The sequence below is a fragment of the Novosphingobium sp. KN65.2 genome (genome assembly GCF_001368935.1).
Classification (GTDB): Bacteria; Pseudomonadota; Alphaproteobacteria; order Sphingomonadales; family Sphingomonadaceae; genus Novosphingobium; species Novosphingobium mathurense.
Genome location: NZ_CCBH010000135.1, coordinates 74,250 through 95,722 on the forward strand (window position 1 = coordinate 74,250; position 21,473 = coordinate 95,722).

Annotated in this window: 20 protein-coding genes; 8 read left to right on the forward strand and 12 right to left on the reverse strand. The window is 62.8% G+C overall.

Annotation, left to right across the window (positions count from 1 at the left end; translation table 11 throughout):
- Positions 1-91: 91 nt before the first annotated feature.
- Positions 92-625 (forward strand): VOC family protein, encoded by a 534-nt coding sequence (locus SPHV1_RS06010; protein WP_054945131.1) that lies wholly within the window; start codon positions 92-94, stop codon positions 623-625.
- A 75-nt stretch (positions 626-700) separates the two neighbouring features.
- Here SPHV1_RS06010 and SPHV1_RS06015 read toward each other — a convergent pair whose 3' ends face one another.
- The 8 genes from SPHV1_RS06015 to SPHV1_RS06050 form a co-directional block, all read right to left on the reverse strand.
- Positions 701-3,058 carry a membrane-bound PQQ-dependent dehydrogenase, glucose/quinate/shikimate family gene (locus SPHV1_RS06015; RefSeq protein ID WP_054945167.1) on the reverse strand — a complete coding sequence of 786 codons (2,358 nt, stop codon included), beginning with the start codon at positions 3,056-3,058 and terminating at the stop codon, positions 701-703.
- A gap of 72 nt (positions 3,059-3,130) precedes the next feature.
- Entirely contained in the window at positions 3,131-3,373 is a 243-nt protein-coding gene (locus SPHV1_RS06020) for a biotin/lipoyl-containing protein (protein WP_054945132.1), read from the reverse strand.
- A gap of 12 nt (positions 3,374-3,385) precedes the next feature.
- Entirely contained in the window at positions 3,386-4,378 is a 993-nt protein-coding gene (locus SPHV1_RS06025) for an alpha-ketoacid dehydrogenase subunit beta (RefSeq protein ID WP_054945168.1), read from the reverse strand.
- A gap of 13 nt (positions 4,379-4,391) precedes the next feature.
- Positions 4,392-5,396: a thiamine pyrophosphate-dependent dehydrogenase E1 component subunit alpha gene (locus SPHV1_RS06030; RefSeq protein WP_054945133.1), complete on the reverse strand. Its 1,005-nt coding sequence runs from the start codon at positions 5,394-5,396 to the stop codon at positions 4,392-4,394.
- 15 nt (positions 5,397-5,411) lie between these two features.
- Positions 5,412-6,725 carry a M24 family metallopeptidase gene (locus SPHV1_RS06035; protein WP_054945134.1) on the reverse strand — a complete coding sequence of 438 codons (1,314 nt, stop codon included), beginning with the start codon at positions 6,723-6,725 and terminating at the stop codon, positions 5,412-5,414.
- Positions 6,722-7,180, reverse strand: a complete 459-nt coding sequence (locus SPHV1_RS06040) for a cupin domain-containing protein (RefSeq protein WP_054945135.1) — start codon at positions 7,178-7,180, stop codon at positions 6,722-6,724. The genes SPHV1_RS06035 and SPHV1_RS06040 overlap by 4 nt, the downstream gene beginning before the upstream one ends.
- Before the next feature lie 92 nt (positions 7,181-7,272).
- Positions 7,273-8,064 (reverse strand): SDR family oxidoreductase, encoded by a 792-nt coding sequence (locus tag SPHV1_RS06045; protein WP_054945136.1) that lies wholly within the window; start codon positions 8,062-8,064, stop codon positions 7,273-7,275.
- Positions 8,061-8,378, reverse strand: coding sequence for a putative quinol monooxygenase (locus tag SPHV1_RS06050; RefSeq protein WP_054945137.1), 318 nt, complete (start codon positions 8,376-8,378; stop codon positions 8,061-8,063). Before SPHV1_RS06050 ends, SPHV1_RS06045 begins: the two co-directional genes overlap by 4 nt.
- A 17-nt stretch (positions 8,379-8,395) precedes the next feature.
- Between SPHV1_RS06050 and SPHV1_RS06055 the strand changes: the two genes are divergently transcribed.
- The gene (locus SPHV1_RS06055) at positions 8,396-9,910 is read left to right on the forward strand and encodes a tetratricopeptide repeat protein (RefSeq protein ID WP_054945138.1); all 1,515 of its coding nucleotides are present in this window, start codon (positions 8,396-8,398) and stop codon (positions 9,908-9,910) included.
- A gap of 90 nt (positions 9,911-10,000) precedes the next feature.
- On the opposite strand, the gene SPHV1_RS06060 is transcribed toward SPHV1_RS06055, so the two are convergent.
- Positions 10,001-12,331, reverse strand: coding sequence for a TonB-dependent receptor (locus SPHV1_RS06060; protein WP_054945139.1), 2,331 nt, complete (start codon positions 12,329-12,331; stop codon positions 10,001-10,003).
- Positions 12,332-12,604: 273 nt separating this feature from the next.
- On the opposite strand from SPHV1_RS06060, the gene SPHV1_RS06065 reads away from it, so the two are divergent.
- The 3 genes from SPHV1_RS06065 to SPHV1_RS06075 are packed head-to-tail and all read left to right on the forward strand — an operon-like array spanning position 12,605 to position 14,318.
- Positions 12,605-13,291, forward strand: a complete 687-nt coding sequence (locus tag SPHV1_RS06065; protein ID WP_054945140.1) for a TetR/AcrR family transcriptional regulator — start codon at positions 12,605-12,607, stop codon at positions 13,289-13,291.
- A gap of 32 nt (positions 13,292-13,323) precedes the next feature.
- Positions 13,324-13,797, forward strand: coding sequence for a nuclear transport factor 2 family protein (locus SPHV1_RS06070; RefSeq protein WP_054945141.1), 474 nt, complete (start codon positions 13,324-13,326; stop codon positions 13,795-13,797).
- A 23-nt stretch (positions 13,798-13,820) separates the two neighbouring features.
- Entirely contained in the window at positions 13,821-14,318 is a 498-nt protein-coding gene (locus SPHV1_RS06075) for a prolyl-tRNA synthetase associated domain-containing protein (protein WP_156367265.1), read from the forward strand.
- A 3-nt stretch (positions 14,319-14,321) separates the two neighbouring features.
- Here the strand turns inward: SPHV1_RS06075 and SPHV1_RS06080 are convergent, their stop codons facing one another.
- The 3 genes from SPHV1_RS06080 to SPHV1_RS06090 form a co-directional block, all read right to left on the reverse strand.
- Positions 14,322-15,086 (reverse strand): siderophore-interacting protein, encoded by a 765-nt coding sequence (locus tag SPHV1_RS06080; protein WP_231634544.1) that lies wholly within the window; start codon positions 15,084-15,086, stop codon positions 14,322-14,324.
- 153 nt (positions 15,087-15,239) lie between these two features.
- Positions 15,240-17,390, reverse strand: coding sequence for a PQQ-dependent dehydrogenase, methanol/ethanol family (locus SPHV1_RS06085; RefSeq protein ID WP_231634545.1), 2,151 nt, complete (start codon positions 17,388-17,390; stop codon positions 15,240-15,242).
- Positions 17,391-17,503: 113 nt separating this feature from the next.
- Complete coding sequence (locus SPHV1_RS06090) at positions 17,504-19,996, reverse strand: TonB-dependent receptor (protein WP_054945144.1); 2,493 nt, start codon at positions 19,994-19,996, stop codon at positions 17,504-17,506.
- Between the two features lie 286 nt (positions 19,997-20,282).
- Here SPHV1_RS06090 and SPHV1_RS06095 point away from each other — a divergent pair, with 286 nt between their 5' ends.
- Genes SPHV1_RS06095 through SPHV1_RS06105 form a run of 3 tightly spaced genes read left to right on the forward strand, consistent with a single transcriptional unit; the run spans position 20,283 to position 21,452 of the window.
- A complete protein-coding gene (locus tag SPHV1_RS06095; protein WP_082430863.1) occupies positions 20,283-20,837 on the forward strand; it encodes a nuclear transport factor 2 family protein in 555 nt (184 codons plus the stop codon).
- Positions 20,838-20,848: 11 nt separating this feature from the next.
- Complete coding sequence (locus SPHV1_RS06100; RefSeq protein WP_054945145.1) at positions 20,849-21,151, forward strand: putative quinol monooxygenase; 303 nt, start codon at positions 20,849-20,851, stop codon at positions 21,149-21,151.
- 4 nt (positions 21,152-21,155) lie between these two features.
- A complete protein-coding gene (locus SPHV1_RS06105) occupies positions 21,156-21,452 on the forward strand; it encodes a putative quinol monooxygenase (protein WP_054945146.1) in 297 nt (98 codons plus the stop codon).
- The last annotated feature ends 21 nt before the right edge of the window (positions 21,453-21,473 follow it).

A 21,473-nucleotide genomic window follows, 5' to 3' on the forward strand; every position in this document is an offset into this window, starting at 1 on the left:
GGGGGTAGACTTGCATTAAAAAACAGTCATGATTGTTTTGCAAGCTGCTTTGCGAATTGTTCGATATTCAGCGGCACGGGAGAGACGAAAGATGAGCCTGACTTACGGAAAGACATTCCAGATCGCCTATGTCGTGCCCGATGTGGACGCGGCGATCGATCACTGGACCGGCGCGATGGGTGTCGGCCCCTTTTTCGAATTCCCCCTGCCCCTGCCCTTCGAGGAACTGGCAGTGCGCGAAGAGGCCGTTCCGCTCGACGCCGACATCTTCGGCGCGATTGCCGTGAGCTACAGCGGCGACACGATGATCGAGCTGATCCAGCCGGGCACTGCCCCCTCCACCTATCGCGAATTCCTGGAATCGGGACAAAGCGGGGTCCACCACTTCGGGACATTCGTGGACGACTACGAAGCGTGCATGGCGCGCGCGCGTGCACAAGGCGTGCCGGTCCTGCTGGAAGGACGCCTGCCGCTTTCGCGCTTTGCCTACCTCGACACCGCCCGCCCGGGTCTCAGCCCGATCATCGAGATCATCGAGCCCTATCCGGCCATGCACGAAACATTTGCCATGATCCGCGAAGCCGTCGCCACCTGGGATGGCAAGGATGCGCGGCGAGCGCTGTAACGCCGCCGAGAGCGGAAAGGGGCGGACTGGCCGGAGCGATCCGCCCCCTCGCCCCAATTTCTTGTCGGGCAGCCCTTATTGCGTAGCAGGCAGCGCGAAGGCGACGACATAGTCGCCCGGCGTCGTACCCATGTACATGTGCCCACCCGATGCGATCACCACATACTGCCGCCCCGTCTTTGACGAGACGTAAGTGATCGGTGTGGCCTGCCCGCCTGCGGGAAGCCTGCCCTTCCACAACTCGCGGCCCGTCGCCGTCTCGAAGGCGCGCACGTAGTTGTCCATGGAAGCACCGATGAAGGTAACACCGCTGACGGTGTTGACCGACCCGCCCAGGTTGAAGGCGCCCGGCACCTGAACGCCCAGGGGCGCCGTATCCTGTGAAGTCCCGAAAGTGCGTTTCCACGCAAGCTTGCGCGTCTTCAGATCGATCGCGGCAATATGGCCCCATGGCGGCGCCTCGCAGGGAATGCCAAGCGGCGAGAGCATCGGCAACAGGCTCACGCCGTAGTTCGTGCCGACCTGCGGCAGATACCCGGGCGCATGGGAATCCGTGGCGTCAGCCGGCCTGTCGCTATCGGCACCGTGTCGGAACAGGCGCACTTCCTGCGGAACGGCAGAAGAATTGACGATCATCAGCTGCCGCTGCGGATCAATGCTGACGCTGCCCCAGTTGAGTATCCCGAAAGTACCCGGCCACTGGATCGCCCCCCGCTCGGACGGCGGGGTAAAGGCCCCGACATAATCGAGCGAGCGAAAGCGTATTCGACACCACATCTGGTCCAGCGGCGTGGTGCCCCACATCCCCGCCTCGGTCAGTGGATCGGGCGCAAAGGAAGGGAAGCCGGTGACGAAAGGCTGGGTCGGCGAATAGGTCTCGCCGGGCAGCTTGCCCTTGGGCACGGCGCGCTCCTCCACGCCGACAAGCGGCTTGCCGGTCGCGCGGTCGAGAATGAAGATGTCGCCGCGCTTGGTCGGTGCGGCCAGCGCCGGGACCGTGCGATTGCCGACCGGGAAATCGAACAACACCGGTTGGGCGGGCACGTCGTAGTCCCACAAGTCATGATGCACGGTCTGGAAATGCCAGCGCACCATGCCGGTCGCCGCATCGAGGGCGACGATAGAACTGGCATATCGCTCGAGCATCGGCGTGCGATGGGTGCCGACATGGTCAGGCGTGGCGTTGCCGGTTGGCAGGTAGACGAGGCCGAGCTTCGGATCGGCGCTGAACACGCTCCAGGCATTGGCCGAACCGCGCGTCCAGCTCTCGCCAGGGCCGGGCCTTGGCGCATCGTCGGGTCGGCCGCTGTCCCAGGCCCATAGCAGCTTGCCGGTCTTTACGTCATAGGCGCGCACCACGCCCGATGGATCAAACTTCGAGAAGTTGTCGCGCACATAGGATCCCAGGATCGCGGTATTCCCCACGATCGCGGGCGGCGAAGTCGTATAGGACATGAGCGGGTCGATTGGGGCCATGCCGGCATCGAGATCGACGCTGCCGCCCTTCCCGAAGTCGGCGCAAGGCTCGCCGGTCAGGGCATCGCTCGCCAGCAGTCGGCCGTCGAGAGTCGCACTGATCACGCGCTTGGCGCATGAACCGGCCGCGGCAGGATCGCTGTGATAGGAAACGCCCCGGCAGTTGAACATCTGCGCATTGGCGGGATTCGCCTGGGGATCGCGCATCCACAGCTGCTTGCCGGTATCGGCATCGAGCGCGAAGACCTTGCCCGTCGGCGAGCAAAAGTAGAGCCGGTCCCCAACCATCAGCGGGGTCGCCATGAACGAGATCGGCGCCTTGATTTCGGGCCGCTTCTCGAGCGTATCGCCCGTCTCGAAAGACCAGACCTCTTCCAGCTTCGGCGCATTTCCCGGCGTGATCTGCCCCGCAAGCGAATGACGCGTGCCCGAGGCGTTGCCGCCGTAGGCCGTCCATTGCGTTGCCGCCGGATCCACGGCAGGCACCGGCAAGGCCTGGGCCTGCCGTCCCGCTCCGACCAGATAGACAGGGACATTGGCGTAAGTAACGACAAGCAAGAGAACGCACAGCAGACCCGCGATGCCGGGGAGAAAGCGCGTGGCCGTGTCCCCGGCCCGGGTCAGCGTCCGGCGTACCGCCGGCAGGGCCAGAACCAGCGCGATCACTGCGGGCCCGGCAAGGCGCGGCAGAAGTTGCCAGAAGGCGCCGCCCACTTCCCACAGCGCCCAGCCCAGCGTTGCCAGCAGCATCGCGGCATAGAGCCACAGGCCCCGGCGATCCGCACGCCAGATCAGTCCCGCCGAGACAAGGCAGGCAAGCCCCGCAAGCAGATAGTAGAGAGAACCGCCCAGCATGAGGAGGCGCAGCCCCCCGCCGGCCAGAACCAGACCGACGATTGCCAGAAACCCGCCGACCAACCATCGCGGCCAGCGCGGCGAACCGTTCGCTTGCGCCATCTTCATGCTCTCCCGTACCCTTATAGTCCTGTCACCGGTCCATGGCCGGCACCTCTCGACCGGCGCGGGAGATCAGCCGGTTTCGATCACTGCAATCGGCGCGCGAACGTCCACCGTTTCGCCTTCCCGGGCAACGATTTCCAGCAGCGTGCCGGAAACCGGCGAAGGCACTTCGACCGTCGTCTTGGCCGCTTCGACTTCGACGAGGTTCTCGCCCTCTTCGACCTTGTCTCCGGGGCCCTTGAGCCATTTGACGATTTCGCCGTCCTGCATTCCCATGCCGTATTGCGGAAGAACGACCGTATATTGCGCCATGCGTATTCCTCCTCAGGCTGGAACGGGTGCGACCGCGCCGACGAGCCTGCGCGCGGCGTCGACGATGCGCTCGACCGAGGGATAGAGCGGCTTTTCGATGTGCGGACTGAACGGCAGGTGCGTGTCCGGCGTCGTTACGCGCATGACCGGCGCGCGCAGGGCGTGGAATGCGTGTTCCACGATCGTTGCCGATATCTCGCTGGCCGCGCTGCAGGTCATGTGCGCGGGATCGACGCAGATCGCGCGGCCCGTCTTGCGTACCGACTGCAGGATCAGGTCGCGGTCGAGCGGAGCCAGCGTGCGCGGATCGACAACTTCGATCGAGATGCCTTCCCTGGCCAATTGCTCGGCGGCCCTGAGAGCCACGTTGACACCGCCCGCAACACCAATGACGCTAATGTCGGTACCTTCGCGCTTGATGTCGCCCTTGCCCAGCGGAATCACGAAATCGGGATCGTCGGGAAGCTCGGACTTGTTCATCCAGCAGGTCGAGTCCTCGAAGCTGAGGACGGGATTGTCATCGCGTACGGCGCCCTTGAGCAGGCCCTTCATGTCATAGGCATTGGACGGGGCGATGATCTTGAGGCCCGGCATGTTCATGAACATGGAATAGGGGCGGTCGGAGTGCTGCGCCGCGTTGGAATTACCGTAAAAGAGGCACGACCGCAGCACCAGTGGAAGGCGCGCCTGCCCGCCGTAGATGTAGCGTGACTTGGCGATGATCGAGCAGATCTGGTCCATCGCCGGAAACAGGAACGATGAAATCGTGGCATCGACGATGGGCCGCATGCCGACCATCGCCGCGCCGCCGGCCGCGCCAATGAAGCCGTTTTCCGAGATCGGCGTATCGCGCACGCGCTCCTCGCCGAACAGGTCGACGAAGCCGGTCGTGGTGCCGAAGACATTGCAGCGAATATCCTCTCCCATCATGAAGACGCGCTCGTCGCGCTGCATTTCCTCCATCTGGGCCTGCCGGATCGCGTCGAGATAGGTTGCCTTTGCCATGTTGCTCTCCTTCTCAGGCGTGGGCCCGGACGTCGTCGGGAATGGGAAGACGCTCGACCAGGACATGGTCGAAGGCTTCCTCGAATTCGGGATAGGCGCTTTCGCGTGCGAAGCTCAGGGCATCTGCCACTTCTCCAGCGACCGCCTTGTCGATGGCGTCGAGATCGGCTGCTGACACTCCGGCCGCTTCCAGCCGCGCCCGGTAAAGCGTGATCGGATCGCGGCCGAGCCACTCGTCGTGCTCCGGTCCACGCGGGGTCAGTTCGCGGCCCATGTTTACGGCATGGTCGCCATAGCGATAGGTCTTCGTCTCTATCAGCGTCGGCCCCAGCCCTGCGCGGGCGCGATCGACGGCCTCGCGCACCGCATCTTCCACCGCATCGACGTCCTGCCCGTCGACGATCACGCCCGGAATGCCATAGCCCCTGGCGCGATCCGCGACATTTTCTCCGGCAACTGCATGGGCGGTCGGCGTGGACATGCCGAAGCGGTTGTTCTCGCACACGAAGATCGCGGGGAGCTTCCACACGGCGGCCAGGTTCATGCCTTCATGGACCGCACCTTCGCTGGAAGCACCATCGCCGAAGAAGCACAGCGCCACGCGGTCCAGCCCCTGCAGCTTGGCCCCCAGTGCCGCGCCTGCGGCAACGGGAGCGCCCGAGCCGACGATGCTCGTCTCACCAAGACTGCCCATCGCGAAATCGGACAGGTGCATCGAGCCACCCTTGCCCTTGCAAACGCCGGTCGCCTTGCCGAGCAGTTCGGCCATGAGCGGGCGCAGGGCCGCGCCCTTGGCGATCGGGTGACCGTGACTGCGGTGATTGCCGACCATGTAGTCGTCATCGCGCAGCGCCATGCAGGCGCCGACGCCGGAAGCTTCCATCCCGGCGTAAGTATGCAGGGCGCCCGGGATCTCGCCCTGGGCATGGATGGCTTCCGCCTTCGCCTCGAACTGGCGAATGCGCTGCATCCGCCGGTACTTTTCGATCTTGCGGTCGTTATCGCCTGCAAGGCTCATGTTATCGTTCCTCTCTCAAACAGCACCGGCAGGCTGCGCCATGGCGCGGTCCGCGGCTTGGGCCACGATCAGTTCGAGTGGGGCCTGGTACATCGATTCAGGCCCGTCCTTCGTGATCGCGTAGACGTTTTCCATGTGGCAGGGGCCGAGCTTCGCGCCGAAGTAGAGACTGTCGAGCGAGATCAGCATGTCCTCTTCGAGGACGAAGCCCTCCTTGACCCCGGCAAGGCCCGCGGAAGGATAGGGCAACGGGATTTCCAGTGGCATGAGGCCGATCCCATGCGCCACGACCAGCAGCTTCTCAGGCGTGGCGACACCCTTGGACTTCAAGTGTTCATACCCGATTTGCGGCAGGCTGGCGGTGCTGACGCCCGGGCGCAGCTGTTCCACCATCATCAGGAATGCATCGCGCAGGATATCGTGCTGCCGCCGGTATTCGGCGCTCGGTTCGCCGATGACGGCGGTGCGGTTGATGTCGACCCAGAAGCCATCGTGGATACCCTGGGTCTCGAGGATGACGATGTCGCCCCGGCGCAGGGCCCGATTGCCCTGGGTACGAAACAGATCCGGGATGAAGTCATCCTGCTCGTAGGCACCGCCGAAGAGCATGGCGCCTTCGTCGACGGGGATGACTTCGTGGCGGACCATGAAATCGCAGATGCGTGCCTGAACGTCGCTCCAGTCCGCCCCTTCGTGCAGCAAAGAGCCGGCATGGGCGATGATCGCGTCGGCAATCCTGCCCACCTTGCGATAGCGCGCCAGTTCCTCGCCCGTCTTGACCGCCCGCACGCGGATCATGAAGTCGAGTGCGTCCGAATATTCATGCTTCAGCCGAGACCGCAGCTTTTCCGACACGCGCGGTTCGTCGAAGCCGATCGCCTTTCCGGCCATGCCGTGATCGACCAGCGCCGAGGCGATCGCAGCCACGATGTCGCTCTGGCACTCTCCGGCAATCGCCCCGGACAGCGCCATCGCGTCCTGCGCCAGTTGTCCGCCCTTGCGATCGGGATCGATGTAGCGGCTCACTTCGCAGAAGTTGAGCATCTCGAACGTGCGGACTTCCCCGAAGGTGCAGCGTTCTTCCTGCCGGTTGAGCACGGCAACGATGCCCAGGTTCGCCTCGGGAATGACCAGCGTGAGCGGCTTGGCCGGATCGGCGTAGACGATCGCGGCAGCCACCGGCTCCATCTGGCCCCAGCGTTCGAGGACCGAGTGGTAGCCCGTGGCATAGCGGACGTCATGGGGGTGACTGAGCACGACAGCGGCCAGCCCTTCCCCGGCAAGCATGGCGCGCAGGCGATCCGCGCGCGGATTGGACGGGCTGGTCATGCCGCTTCTTCCATTCCTTCGTTGGCAATGTTGGAGCGGGCCGCGCCGCTGACGACATCGCGCAGGAACTCGTGATTGAGGATGAAGCGGATCTCGCCGTTCTCTTCTGTGAAGGCCACCGCGCCGTGGCCCATGAACAGGTATTCGGTCACTTCCTCGCAGCGCGCTTCGCTGTGGCGGGAGCCTATCGGCTCGTATCCGTAGGTCCCTGCCGGTGCCGAGCCGACATCGTAGATGAGCTCACCCTTGGTGACGAAGTACTGGCCGTGGCCCAGATGCCAGTGCGGCGCGAAAGTCGCGCCCGGTTCCATGTGTACCCAGAGCACCCAGTCGCCGGTTTCCTCGCTGTAGCGCAGCAACCGGATCGTCGTGCCCGTGCCAAGTTCGACTTCGCGGCAATCATTGATGTTGACGATCAAGTCACCCAGTTTTCCCGGATCATGTTCTTTCGTCATGGTCGCTCTCCTTTTTGGGTTTGTTCTGTCTTGTGTGGCTGAATCGTGCGCGTGTCCGTGCGGACAATGTTTCAGGTTCCGGCGAAAACGGGTCACTGCGCCGTGTAGCCGCCGTCCACGACGAGTTCCGAGCCATGCATATACCCCGATTCATCCGATGCGAGGAATCGCACCGCCTTGGCGATGTCGATGGGTTCGGCCATGCGGCCGATCGGATGGGCCGGGGCAAGACCTTCGGCAGCCTGTTCGACGGACTCGGCAAAACCGTTGTCGACGAAGCGCTGCAGAATGTGATCGACCATGCCCGTTTTCACGCCACTGGGATGGACACTGTTGAAGCGCACCTTGTAACCGAGAGCGGAAAATTCCATCGCGCAGGCCTTGGCGAACAGCCGCACCGCGCCCTTGGACGCGCAATAACCGGTATGCAGCGGAGAACCGATCAACCCTGCGACCGAGGAAATGACGACAATAGACGCGCCATGCGGCAATTGCTGGCCCGAGCGGCTCATAAGAGGGATGGCCGCCTTGGTGCCGAGGAAGACCCCGTCGACATTCACAGCCATCTGCTTGCGCCACTGTTCGAGCGAAGTGTTCTCCAGTTTCTCGACCACGACGATGCCTGCGATATGGACAAGGATGTCGAGCTTGCCGTGATCGCGTTCCACCGCTGCGAGGACCTGTTGCCAGGAAGCCTCGTCGGTCACGTCCAGCCGGTGATAGGCACAGGACCCGATGCCCTCGTTCCAGTCGCCACCATCCTCGGGCAGGTCCGCGCCGATCACCGTAGCGCCCGCCGCGCCCAGAGCACGGCTGGTCTCCTTGCCGATCCCCCCGGTGCAGCCGGTAACCAGGGCAATGCGTCCTTCAAGCGATCCGATCATGCAGTCTCTCCCATAACTGGTGCATCTCCAAGCAGCTCGAAGCTGCGAATGTCGGCCTCCCCGTCGACGCAGGACCAGCCCTCGTCCGCCATCGCGACGTGGTAAGGACGCTTGGCGTGATCCTTCCACGCCCGGTGGCTGGTGAAGATCTCGGTAAAGGCGAAGGCATTGGGCTCCGCTTCGGAGCGCATGACCTGAAACAGCAGGGTCTCCGGCTCGTTCGCACGCACATCCTTCTGCAGCTGGGTAATCAGCTCGATGAAGCGCTCCGTCTTGTCCGGCTTGGTGCGGACATGCATGATGACGCCAATCATGGGAGAGACCTTTCTGTATGTGGGGGCAATTGCTGGAAGACGCTGCAAAAGCGGCGCAAGGCCCGAACCCGGAAACGGCCAGACCGCTGATCGCGCGCCTGCTCGAAGCGGCACCGGGCAATGCCGACGCGCTTACGCTGGCTGGCATCGTCGCCCAGCGCACGGGTGACGGCGATGGCGCCCTCGCCGCCTTCGCCGCGGCGCGCGATGCCGATCCCGGCGATCCGGGACGGCATCAGAACCTTGCCGTCGCGCTCAAGAACAAGGGCGCCATCGAAGAGGCGCTGGCTGCCTTCGGCGCGGCACTGAAACTGCGGCCGGGCCACGCGGCCACGATGGCCAACCTGGGTTCCTGCCTGATCGCCGCGCAGCGTTACGGTGAAGCGGTGGATACGCTCGAAACCGTGCTCAAGACCGCACCGGGCCATCCCGACGCCCTGGTCAACATGGGCGTGGCACTCTCGCGCCTCGGCCGTCACGAAGAGGCCGCGCGCCGTTACCGGCAGGCGCTGGATGCAAGGCCCGGCCACGTCGAAAGCGCGCTCAACCTCGTCGATGCGCTTGCCGCGCTCGGCCGCAGGGACGAAGCCGAAACCCTCGTCCGGCAAGTGCTGACCGCCCTGCCCGGCCATGTCCGCGCGACGAACCAGCTCGGGCTGCTGCGTGAAGCAGCCGGCGATGCCCGGGGCGCTGCCGAGGTATTTCGCGCCGGGTTCGATCCCGCTGCGCCCAACCATGCGCTGGGCGTGAACCTTGCCCGCGCGCTGATCCGCGCCGAACGCTGCGAAGAAGCCCTTAAGGTCACCGGCTTCCTGCAAAACGCCTCGCCGACGATCACCACGCCACTCGCGCTCTCGCTCGCAGCGCTGGAAAAACTCAGCCGCGCCGAGGAGCGCGACGCGCTCATGGCGATCGACCGCTTCGTCACCGTGCACGACATCGAGGCCGTCCCCGGTTTCGCCGATCTGCAGCAATTCAACGCCAAGCTCGTCCATGAGCTGCGCGATCATCCCTCGCTCACCGAAGAACCCGAAGGGCTGGTAACCCGTGGCGGGCGGCAGAGCGACGACTTGGCCGAGGCGCAAAGTCCGGCCATCGCAGCCCTGTGCGCGCTGGCGACGGCGAGGCTTGCCGACGAGCACGCGCGTCTGGCCGCCATGGCAGCCGACCATCCCTTTCTCCGCGCCCTGCCCGCAGACTGGAGCCTCACCCTGTGGGGCACGATCCTGCGGCCCGGCGGCGAAGTGGGCGCCCATATCCATGCGCCCAACTGGATGTCCGGGGTCTATTATCCCGAATACAGGGCGCCCGCCGCTTCCGGCGACGAAGGCGCCTTTGCCATCGGCACCCTCCCGCAAGAGCTTGGCGGCGGCGGTCGAATGCGCGTGATGCAGCCCCGGGCAGGCCGCCTGATCCTGTTCCCCTCCTACCTCTGGCACGCCACGATGCCCTTCGGCGGCAATGAGGAGCGCATCAGCTTTGCCTTCGATCTCGTTCCGACAGGCGTCGGTCGGCCGCATCGCCTGCGATAGCGCGGGGGCAGTCCCCCGGGGCGGGAACGGGATCCACCCCGGGAGACGACCGCTGGCGCTGAGGCAAGGAGAAGCCCCCGGCACCATCGATCAGAACTTCGCCGAGCCTTCGACGCCGAAGGAACGCGGCGGCGCATAGTTCGTGAAGTTGAACAGGCCGGCGACCGAATTGGCCGAGACCCGATAGACTTCGTCCAGCAGGTTGCGGCCGAATACGGCAATGCGATACCTGTCGCTGGGGTCGGTCCAGGCGATGCTCGCCCCGACCAGGGTCCGCGCCTCGCCCTGCGAGTAATCGGCATTGAGCGTCGTGGATTCGAATTCCGACTGGTAGTTCACATCGGCACTGAGTGCGATGGTGCCCCATTGGGCCGGTGGGAATTCGTAGCGGGCATTGCCACTGAGCGTCCACTTGGGCGCGTTGCGCAAGTGGAGATAGGACGCATCGTCATTGGTCCCATCGCCATTCACGTCGGTGAAGAACTCAAGGTACTTGGCCCGCTGCCAGCCGAGCGCGGCACCAAGCGTCAGTCCCTCGGTGGGCGCGGCCGAAGCTTCGACTTCAAGGCCGTAGACCTTGGCCTTACCCGCGTTGGTGGTGCGGGTCTCCTGTCCCGGCAGACCGGTAATCGGATCGATGAAAGGAACCACAGCGTCGCGCTGGAGATCGTTGTACTTCACGTAGAAGGCAGCAAGGTTGACGCGCAGAACGCGGTCCGCCGTTTCCGTTTTCAGGCCGAATTCGAAGCTGTCTGCGGTCTCTTCCTTGAAGGGAAGCGCAGACGTGGCCGACATCGCCTGTTCGTTGTAGCCACCCGACTTGTAGCCCTGGCTATAGGTGAAGTAATTGTTGATGCCCGGTGCGATTTCCCAGCGGTAGCCGGCACGCATGGTCGGACGATCGAACTTGGCGCTGTCGGAATACTGCGGCCAGAACCCGGTTTCGACCAGCGAACGGCGGACCTGCGGCTGCACCGCGAAGCTCTTGTCCTCCTTGGTATACCGCGCGCCGACAAAGATCGAGAACGGATCGGCCACCTTGTATTCGGCCTCGCCGAATACCGCGTAGGAATCGACCTTGTAGTACGCGGTAGACAGGTTCGGATCGGTCAGCGCGGTCGGATCGCCGAGGAAGCGCAGGAATCCCAGGAAGCTGGTCGCATTGGCGTCCATCTTCTGGCCCCAGTACATCCCGCCGACCGTGAACTTGATGCGGTCGGAGAAGTCCGAAGAGAAGCGCGCCTCGACACTGTACTGCTTGCGCGTATCGTCGCGAGTGGAGACGAACAGGTAGGCGTTCTCGCCGGTATAGTCTGACGGCAGCGAGGATTTCACCCGGCGCCAGCCGCCGACCACGGTGATCGTGCCCGCGCCTTCAAAGCTGTGCTCACCGCGCAGGTACAACCCGTCGACATCGATGCGATGTCCGCTCAGGGTGCCCGGACAGGTCGCTCCGGTGGCCGAGCCTTCGCATAGCGTCGTACCGGTATCGAACGGGCTGGCGCCGGTCGTCTGAATGCCCGGGAAGCCCACGACATCGAACAGGAAGCCCGGCGGCGTCTCGTTCACCGATGGCGGAGAATCCCCGCGATCGCGCAGGATCTCGTAAGTGGCCATGATGTTGGTATCGGCGGTCGGCTCCCACAGAAGCTTGGCACGGCCGCTGAAATACCTCGATCCGCCCCAGCGCTGGCCACGTCCAGGGACACCCTGGATACCGTCGACGTCGTTGTTCTTCGTCAGGTGGTAATAGCCGTTGCTTTCCTGGAACGAGCCGGCGGCGCGGAAGTAGAGGTTGTCGGTGAAGGGGATGTTTATCGCCGCCTTCACATCCTTGGTGTTGAAGCTTGAATAACCAAGGCGGACTTCACCGCTGAAGCCCGGTTCGGGGCGCTTGGTGATCACGTTGACGACACCGCCGACGGTATTCTTGCCGAACAGGGTCCCCTGCGGCCCGCGCAGGACTTCGATGCGGTCGATATCGAACAGGTCGAAGAGCTGGGTCTGAACGTGCGCAAGCACGAAGTCGTCGACGACGACTGCAACGGCCGGCTCGAAAGTCAGGATGATGTCGCCGGTGGATTGGCCACGAATGCCGATCGAGGCGGCGTTGAAACCCGGGACATTCGTGATGACCACGTTCGGCACGTCGCCGGCGAGGCCGCGAATGTCGGTGGCGAACTTGTTGTCGATGGCCGATGCGGTGAAGGCGGAAACCGCGACAGGCGTATCCTGAAGCGATTCCGAGACACGCCTTGCGGTCACGATGATTTCTTCAAGGCCGCTGGCCTTCTGCGGAGCACCCCCGCCTTCACCGGCGGCATCGGGCGCCGTCTGGGCCAGGGCTGTCGTGCTTGCCGATGCGAGCAAACCGGTAACGAGCAGTTTCAGGGCGCAATTCAGGTGTCTGTTGCCGATCATAACGTTCCCCTCATCCATCGACTGCCTTGCTGTCGCGGCAGTTCGAATCACCGCGCCGTTTTTCGTGCGGTCCCTATAAATGAGTGCACATGTTCATTTTTGTGAAGACAAAAAATACAAACATGTATGATCTTTTTCTGCCGCATCGCAACGGCAGGCAAACAAGAGGGGATTGCTTTGGGCGCACCTACGCTCCTAGAAAACGGCAGAACGGCAAAAGGAACCGCTGTGCCAGAACGCGATGCTGCAACGCAAAAACGGCCCGCGAAAAAAGTGCCATCGATTCGGCGTCGCTACACCAGTCCTGCCATGCGCGAGCGGCGAAAGCGCATTGTCGACACCGCCCACCGCATCCTTGGCGAAGGCGGAGTGACCAGCCTGACGATCCGACGCCTGTCGCTTGAGGCGGAAGTCGCGCAGCGCACGATCTATCGCCTGTTCGGAGACAAGGACGGCGTGGTGTGTGCGACCGTCGTCGATCGCATGAAGGAAGTGCGCGCGCACATTGCCCGACGCCAGCAGACCTATACGCTGGACGTCGTCTTTTCCGAGCTCGACTGGATGGTCAGCGAAATGGAACGCGACACGCTCTATGCCCGGGTTGTCGTCGGTTTCGTGTTCGCCTCGGAACAGCGGCAACTCGAAGTGCAGGAACTCACCTCGGTCGCCCATAATCGCCTCATGGCGTGGTACGCGGTGATGAAGGCACAAGGCAGGGTACGCGACGATCTCGACATCGAGCAACTCGCCCGCGAGCATGTGATGCACGAATTCCTGGTCTATCGCCGCTGGTCGCTGGGCATCTGCGAGAGCCCGCAATGCCGCCTGGAACTGCACGCCTGCTTCCTGAAAACCGCGGCACTGGTACTTCTGGGAGATGACCGCGAAGAATACCTGCGCAAACTCAGCGAGATCCAGAAGCAGCTGAACGAGTTGGCACCTCAACCAAGCGACAAATGACGCCACAAGGCGCAAACGGGAGACAACCTGAAATGACCCAGGCTGAAATGAATCTGGCAGAGCTTTTCGCGCGCGAAGCCATTCGCGAACTGCGCGTCGCCTATTCGACCGGTTTCGACACCATCGACGAAGAGGCCGTCAGACAAAACTTCGCGAGCGACATCGTCTGCGCCTATCCCGCGGCCTATGGCGGCAGCTTCGAAGGAGCCGACGCCGTGATCGACCTGTTTCGCCAGACATGGGCGCATTGCCAGGGGCCACTGGACACCCTGCACCTGATCGCCAACCACTCGATCACATTGACCGGCCCCGACACGGCCAAGGGGCATTGCCTGCTGCTCGACCTCATAACCCGCCAGACCGCGACCTCGCCTTTCGCCACACGCGGCGGGCATGACAATCCGCTTTTCCTGATCGGTCGCTACGACGACGAATACGTGCGCGAGAACGGTCGCTGGAAGTTCCGCAGGATCGCCCTTACAGCGCTCTGGCCCGAGCGGCACTGAGACAGCCGGGCAGCGACATCGTCTTGAACAGCGAACAGGCCCTGCTCGCCGACCTCGACAGTGCCGGGGTCGTCTTCGCCGTCCACGAGCATATCGCCGTGGCGACCGTGGAGGATAGCGCCGAGGTGACCGGCCATATCCCCGGCTATCACACCAAGAACCTGTTCCTGAAAGACAAGGCAGGCCGCTACTGGCTCGTCACCATGCCGGGTGAAGAGCGCGCCGACCTCAGGTTCATCGCCTCCCGGCTGGGCGCGGGACGCTTCTCCTTCGGCAAGCCCGAGGCGATGAAGGAACTGCTGGGCGTGACCCCCGGGGCAGTCACGCCGCTCGCCGCCTTCAACGATCGGGCCGGAAAGGTCACCGTCGTGCTGGACGCGGCGTTCGCGCCCGACGGGACCATCAACGTCCACCCCTTGCGCAATACCGCTACGCTTTCCCTGCGCACGACCGACCTGGTTGCCGCACTGGAACGGTGGGGTCACGCTCCGCTCGTGCTTTCGCTCCAGCCCGAAGACTGAGGATCAGCCCTCGCCGCTCGTTTCCATATCCTCACGCTTCACACTGCGGTGATCGTCCTCGTTGAGGCCCAGCTTCCAGTAGCTGGAGATGTAAAGTTCGGCCGGTCCCAGGCCCCGCTCAGTCCGCAGGTACTGGCGCATTCCGCGCATTGCCGTGAATTCGCTTGCGGCCCAGGCGTAGACCTTGCCCTTGGGCCAGGCGACGGCACGCACCGCATCGACCAGCAGATCGGGCTGCGAGCCCGGAACAGGGTTAATTAGCCAGGTAACCGCCACACCTTCGGGTGCGTCGATGGCCTGCTTGTCCGACTCGCTCTGGATTTCGATGATGGCAATGCCCCGGGCATCCCGGTCGAGCGCTTCGAGGTTGACACCAATTGCCGGCAAAGCCGTCATGTCACCCGCGACGATGTAGTAGTCGAAGCCCGAGGGAAGCGGCTTTGCAGCCCCCGGACCGCCAAGCTCGATGGTCTGTCCGGGCTCGGCCTGCAGGGCCCATGTGGTGGCTGGACCCGCATGGCTTTCGCCGTCTCCATGCAGCGCGAAGTCGATATCGATCTCGCCCTCGCGCTGGTTGCGAATGGTATAGGTCCGCACGGTCGGCTTCATAGCGCCGGGAGCGGGAGGAAACATGAACTTCACGTAGCCGCCTGCATTCCCTTCGGGATAGCCGACCATACCGTCCCCACCCAGCGTGACGCGCAAAAGCGAAGGTGAAACCTGGCGGCTGGAAACGACGGTCATCTGACGGGGTGCAGGTCTGGGCACGCGAGAGCCTCCTTGTTGCGATCAATTTGCAGCAAGGGATAGAGGCACACGGGCTCAATGCAATCGCTGCCGCCATCGCACCGGTCTGATCCTAGCCATTTGCAATACCGGCACCGCCAAACTTATCACGCCATGAAAGGTGCGCTGCGAAGATCAATCGCCCGGTTTCATGACCGATCCGGCTACATCCTCCTTGTCGCCCTCGCGCAGCAGGTCTGCGCGCGAGCGGATATACTGACGCAGTCCATCGAGATCGGTCCGGGAGAGTTCCCCGAACTGGGGCATGCCGTTCGGCACGAGCGCTCCGGCCTTTACGACGGATGCAAAAGCCTCGGCATCGGGTGGGATGGGCGAGGTGCGCAAATCCGGCGCCGTGCCGCCACCGATCGCCGCAGTGCCGTGACAAACCGCGCAACGCACGTTGAAGATCCGCTCACCCTTCTGCGCCAGTGCGGCATCGGGTTTGTAACCGGGATCGTCGAAAGCGACCGCCTTGTATGGTGTCTTGGCCGGCAAGGTCCCCTTTGCGCCGAGCGCGAAGGTGAGCACGCGGCGCTGCTGGGTACGATAGTCGATGCCGTACTTGGCAAACATCGGACCGAACAGACCGGCGCTCGTCCCGATACCGGCGACGACCGTGACGTATTGCTTCCCCTTGACGCTGTAGGTGATCGGCGGCGCGACGACCCCTGCCTTGGCATCGAAGTTCCACAAGCGCTTGCCGGATTCGGCATTATAGGCAGAGAAGCCGCCGTCCGGCCTGCCCTGAAACACGAGGTTGCCGCCGGTCGCCATGACCCCGCCATTGAGGTGCACTTCCATCGGGATCTTCCAGCGCGCCTTTTGCGCCACCGGGTCCCACGCGATCAGCCAGCCGGTGACATCCTTTCCACCATCGCCGATTGAATAGCCCACGCCGGGCGACAAGCCCATGCCCCCTGCCCACTTGAAGGTCTCACGCGTGATCCCGGTATCGTCGTACGTGACCTGCAGATCGATCGCCGGGATATAAGTCAGTCCGGTCTTCGGGCTGAAGGCCATCGGCATCCAGCTATGTGCGCCGAGCGGGGTCGGTCGGAAGGTCACCGGACCATCTTCGTAACGCACGTTGGGCGCTTCGACCGGGCGGCCGGTCTTCAGGTCGATCTTGCTCGCCCAGGTGACATCGACGAAAGGTTCGGCAGAGATCAACTTACCGTTCTTGCGGTCGATGACGTAGAAGAAGCCGTTCTTCGGGGCAGTCATGACTACCTGACGCGGTTTTCCGTCGATCTCCAGATCAGCCAGCTCCATGTCCATGGCGGCATTGAAATCCCAGCTCTCGCCCGGATTGATCTGGTAGTGCCACTTGTACTTGCCGGTCTTGGCATCGAGCGCGACGATCGAGCAGACGAACAGGTTGTCTCCCTTGCCCATCGAACGGATCTTGTGGTTCCATGGCGCCCCGTTGCCGGTGCCGATCAGGATCTGGTCGTTAGCCCTGTCATACGTGATGGCGTTCCAGACGCTGCCGCCGCCGCCATAGTTCCACCAGTCCCCGGACCAGGTCTTTGCCGCCATCTTCATGGCATCGTCTTCAAAGCCGTCTGCAGGATTGCCGGGCACGGTATAGAATTTCCAGAGGAACTTGCCGGTATCGGCATCCCAGGCGGTGACGAACCCACGCACCGGGCTTTCGTCCGAGCCGCCGTTGCCAATGATCACCTTGCCGTCGAACACCCGGGGCGGGCCGGAGATGAAAAGAGGATCATCCTTGGAGAGTGTCTCGGCAGTCCAGATCGGCTTGCCGGTCTTTTCGTCAATCGCGATAAGGCGGCCATCCTGCGTCGCGATGATGACCTTGTGGTTCCAGTAGGCAATGCCGCGACTGCCCCAGCCCTGCCGCAGCTTGATGCCGGCCATTTCAGGCGCATGCGGATCGTAAGTCCACTTCACCGTACCGGTTTCGACGTCGATCGCCCGTACGACGCTGTATCCACTCGCCAGATAGACGGTCCCGCCCACCTCGATCGGTCCGGTCGCCGGATTGCCCGGCGGAAGATCGACCGACCAGGCAAGACCGAGCCGATCGACGTTGCCGTCATTGATCTGATTGAGCGGACTGTAATGCTGCTCCCCGTAAGTCCGCCCGAAGGCGGGCCAGTCCTTGCCATCGCTGCCATCGTCGAGCTGGGCGAGCCATTGCCGGTCCGTATGAGTGCCGATGCGAGCCTGATTATCGCCGCCGCTGCAGGAGGTCAGGGCAAGGGCGGCGACAGTCACCAGCATCAGGCGCGGCGCGGCATGCGGGGGGATATGTTTCACGCTCATCCTCTCTCGGGGCCACTTGCCTGCACCAAGCCGGACGCAGCCTCTTGCTTTGCGACACAAAAAAAATAGGGGCTCCGTCGGTCCTACCGACAGAAGCCCCTTTTCCTTTACTGGTATTCGCCAAACTTAACGCCCAGCTCGACGCCGAAGTAGCGCGGTGCACCATATTGCGAGTTGAGCCAGAGGCCGGCAACATTCTGGACACCGATACGATAACGCTCGTTGGTCAGGTTCTTGCCGACCGCACGAATATAGTACTTGTCATCCGTCTGTGCGAGCGTGATCGAAGCGTTAACGAGCGTCCGGGCATTGAGGAAAGTATTGCCCAGCGGGTCGTCGATCGCCTGCGTATTCAGGTTGCGTCCGGTATAGGCGACATTGCCATTGAGTGTGATCTTGTACTGGTCTCCAAGCGGCAAGCTATAGGAACCGTCAAGTGTCCACTGCCACTTCGGCGCTCGGTCGAGAGGAGCGCTCGAAAGGTCGTATCCGGCATTGTCCGCCGTATACGAGTTGTACTTGCCGTCCTGGTAGCCCAGCACGCCGCGCAGCGTCAGACCTTCCACCGGGTTTGCCTGCGCTTCGACTTCGAGACCCTTCACCGTCGCGCTGGCGGCATTGACGAACAGCGTTACCTGATTGGGCTGACCATTCACCTCGATCGGCACGTTGAGCTGCTTTTGCAGATCCTTGTACTTCACGTAGAAGGCAGTCGCGTTGAACCTCAGACGATTGTCGAGGAACTGCGACTTGAAGCCCACTTCGTAGCTGTCGGCCTTTTCCGGATCCGTGGCGCGGGCAGCGGCGCGGAACGCGTCGAGATCCTCGCCGAAAGCCGCGAAGCCACCGATCTGGTCGTTGAAGCCGCCGCCCTTGTAGCCATGCGAGTACGTGCCGTAGACGAAGAGGTCGTCAGTCGCCTGGTAGCTCAGGCTTGCGCGGTAGGTCGGTTCACGCCACTTGTCCGATACGGTGACGACGCCTGCAGGGTACTTGTAGACACTGGCGTCGAGCGCGTTTTCGATGGTGATCGAGGGATCGAAACCACCGCCAAGCGCCGGGATAAAGGTCTGCTGGCGACCATACCAGGTCTTGTCGTCCCAGGTATAACGCCCGCCAGCCGACAAGGTCAGCTTGTCGTTGAACTTGAATGTACCTTCGAAGAACAGGGCGCGCGACTTGGCCTTCTGCGCGTTGCACAGCAGGTAAGGCGTGTTGTTCCACTCGCCAAAATCCAGTGGCCCGGAAGTCAGGTCGAGGAAGCCGAGAATCTGCGAAACGCAGAAGTCGATCTTGTCACGCTGGTAGAAACCGCCGGCAACGAAGTTGAACGGCCCCTGGAAGCCCGAGGCGAAGCGCAGTTCCTGCTGCCAGGTCTTGCGGTCGTCGTCACGGGTTGCGTCGAAGAAGGAGAGCAGTTGGCCGTCGCTGCCCTGTGCCGTCGCACCGGCATAGGAGTTCGGAATGCGCGAGCGCTGGAAACGATAGCCGGATACCGAGGTGAAAGTACCGAAGTCGGCATTGTATTCGATGTTGGCATAGATGCCATCCACCGAGATGCGCTGTCCCTTGCCCATCTTGAGCAGGGCATCGTTGCGACCGGTATAAGCCGCGCGGTCGAGTGGATCGGTCCCCTGCGCAGTGGGGTCGGTCAGGCCGAGCAGATCGGTGAGGAAAGCGTTCTCGCCGGTATAGAGATAGTTCTCGTTGACCGACGGAACGACCTCGGAGCGGTCGCGGATCCATTCGTACTGGAAGAGCGCGCTGAGTTGCGGGGTCGGTTCGACCAAGAGCTTGGCGCGCGCCTGCCAGACGTCCTTGCCGCCAAGCGTCGCGTTGTCGAGGCATCCCGTCGCGCCTTCGAACTTGCTGTCCACGAACCCGGTCACAGGACCGTAGCACGCCCCGTTCTTGTAATAGCCATCAGACTTTTCGTATCCGCCGACAAGCCGCACCGCGGCGATATCGCTGATCGGCACGTTCATCGCGGCCTGGATCTTCTTCTCGCCGAAGTCGCCGAATTCCACGCGACCTTCGACGCCCACGTAATTGATGATCGGCTTCTTCGTACGCACGGTCACGACACCGCCCGTCGTGTTCTTGCCGAACAGGGTACCCTGCGGTCCGCGCAGGACTTCGACCTGGGCGACATCGAAGGTATCGAGCAGCTGGGTCTGGACCGAAGGGACCACGAAGTCGTCGACGAGAACCGCGACCGGCGGCTCGAAGTAAACGATGATCGATGTCTGGCCCACGCCGCGCATGGCGAAGCTGGCTGCGTTGAAGTTCGCGATCGTTGCGGCGGAGAAGTTCGGCACGAACGCGGCGAGATCGCCAAGGTCGCGCGGGCTTGCCTGCTGGATCAGGGAACTGTCGACCGCCGACACCGAAACCGGGGTCGACTGAAGGTCGGTGGCGCGGCGGGTAGCAGTCACGACGATTTCGGCCAGGCCGGTGGACGTCACCTGCGTTTTGGCCGGTTGCACCGCATCCTGAGCGCCCGCTTCATCGGTTGCATCTTGCGCCCAGGCGGGGCTGGCCAACATTCCCGTAATCAGTGCCAGCGCACATGTTGACCCATAGAGCCTTTTCGTCAGCATTCGCTCTCTCCTTGTGGCCTCGCCATTGTTTGCGAGTTGATGGACTGGATAACAGGATTTTTCCGTTAAGCAATCAATCATGTTTGTTTTTATTGGGGGTGCCGGGAAGTGTGCTCTTACCGCATCACCCGATCGGCTGCCCTTCTTGCCGATCTCACGGGGGTTCCCGCGATACGAGGCATATATGATGCATTCATGATTGTTTTTATTTTACTCTGGCCTATGCTGCCGCGAAGACCAGGCCGACGGCAACGAGTGCCGCGGCGAAGGCCCGGGAGAGCAACGAGTGATTGGACTGGAAGCCCGCGTTGCGAGGCTTGAAGCCGAATCGCAGATTCGGCAGCTCATCGCCCATTACAGCTTCGATATCGACGATCGCAAAATCGAAGCCGTGCGCTCGTTATTCACCGAAGACGGCGTTCTCAAATCCGCCGACGGGGTCATGTATGCCAAGGGCCGCGATGCCATCATCGAACAGTACCATGGCCGTTTCGATGTCCTGGGGCCCGGCCATCACTTCATGCACGACGTCCAGATCGATTTCACAGGCGATGGGAAGAGCGAGGCCACAGGACGCGTCTCGGGCCATGCCGAGCTGATGCGCAAGGGCCAGATGATGGTTGCCGGGCTGCGCTATGCCGACCGCTACCGCAATACCGAACAGGGCTGGAAGTTCGCCGAGCGCGAGATCTCGTTTCTCTATTACGTGCCCTTGTCCGATTACCCGGACATCCTGCTCAAGCCCGACCGCAACCGGGCCTACGATACGCCCGCTCTGGCGGACTTCCCCGAACACCTGCCGTCCTGGATCGCCTACGAAAGATCGCGCGGCCGCGCCTGAGGAGAGAGTACATGGCCTTCAGTTTCCTGTCCCGTTTTCGCATCAAGGACGAAAGGCAAGACGATTTCATCGCCATGGCACGGCAGATGGAAGAGCTTTCCAAGCAGGAGCCGGGAACGCTGCACTACCAGTTCTTCCGACTTGGCGAGCCCGGCATGTTCGCCGTCTACGAAAGCTTCGTCGATGAAGCCGCCGACAAGGCGCACATGGAGTACGATCACAACAAGGATCTGATCGACTGCATCGTCGGCTGCATGGACGGCAGTTACGAGCGCGAACTTCTGTTCGATCTCGAACCCCATCCGAAGGGCTGAACCGATGGCTGGCAAGAGCTTCATTGCGCGCCTGCGCACCAAGCCGGAAATGCGCGAGCGCATGATCGAATTGCAGGCGGAGCTGAAGGGCCTCGTCTTCGAACATGAACCCGATGCGCTGGTCTACGAGTTTCTCCAGTCGGAAGACGATCCGGACCTGTTCCACGTGGTCGCCACCTTCCGGGACGAGGAGGCCTTCGAGAAGCACATGCACATCGACTTTCACGACCGCCTCGTGCCCGGCATTCTCGAATGCCTGGCGCAGGACATGGAACTCGCGTTTCACGCCTCGCTCGGTTAGGCGGATCAGCCCGGCGCTCTC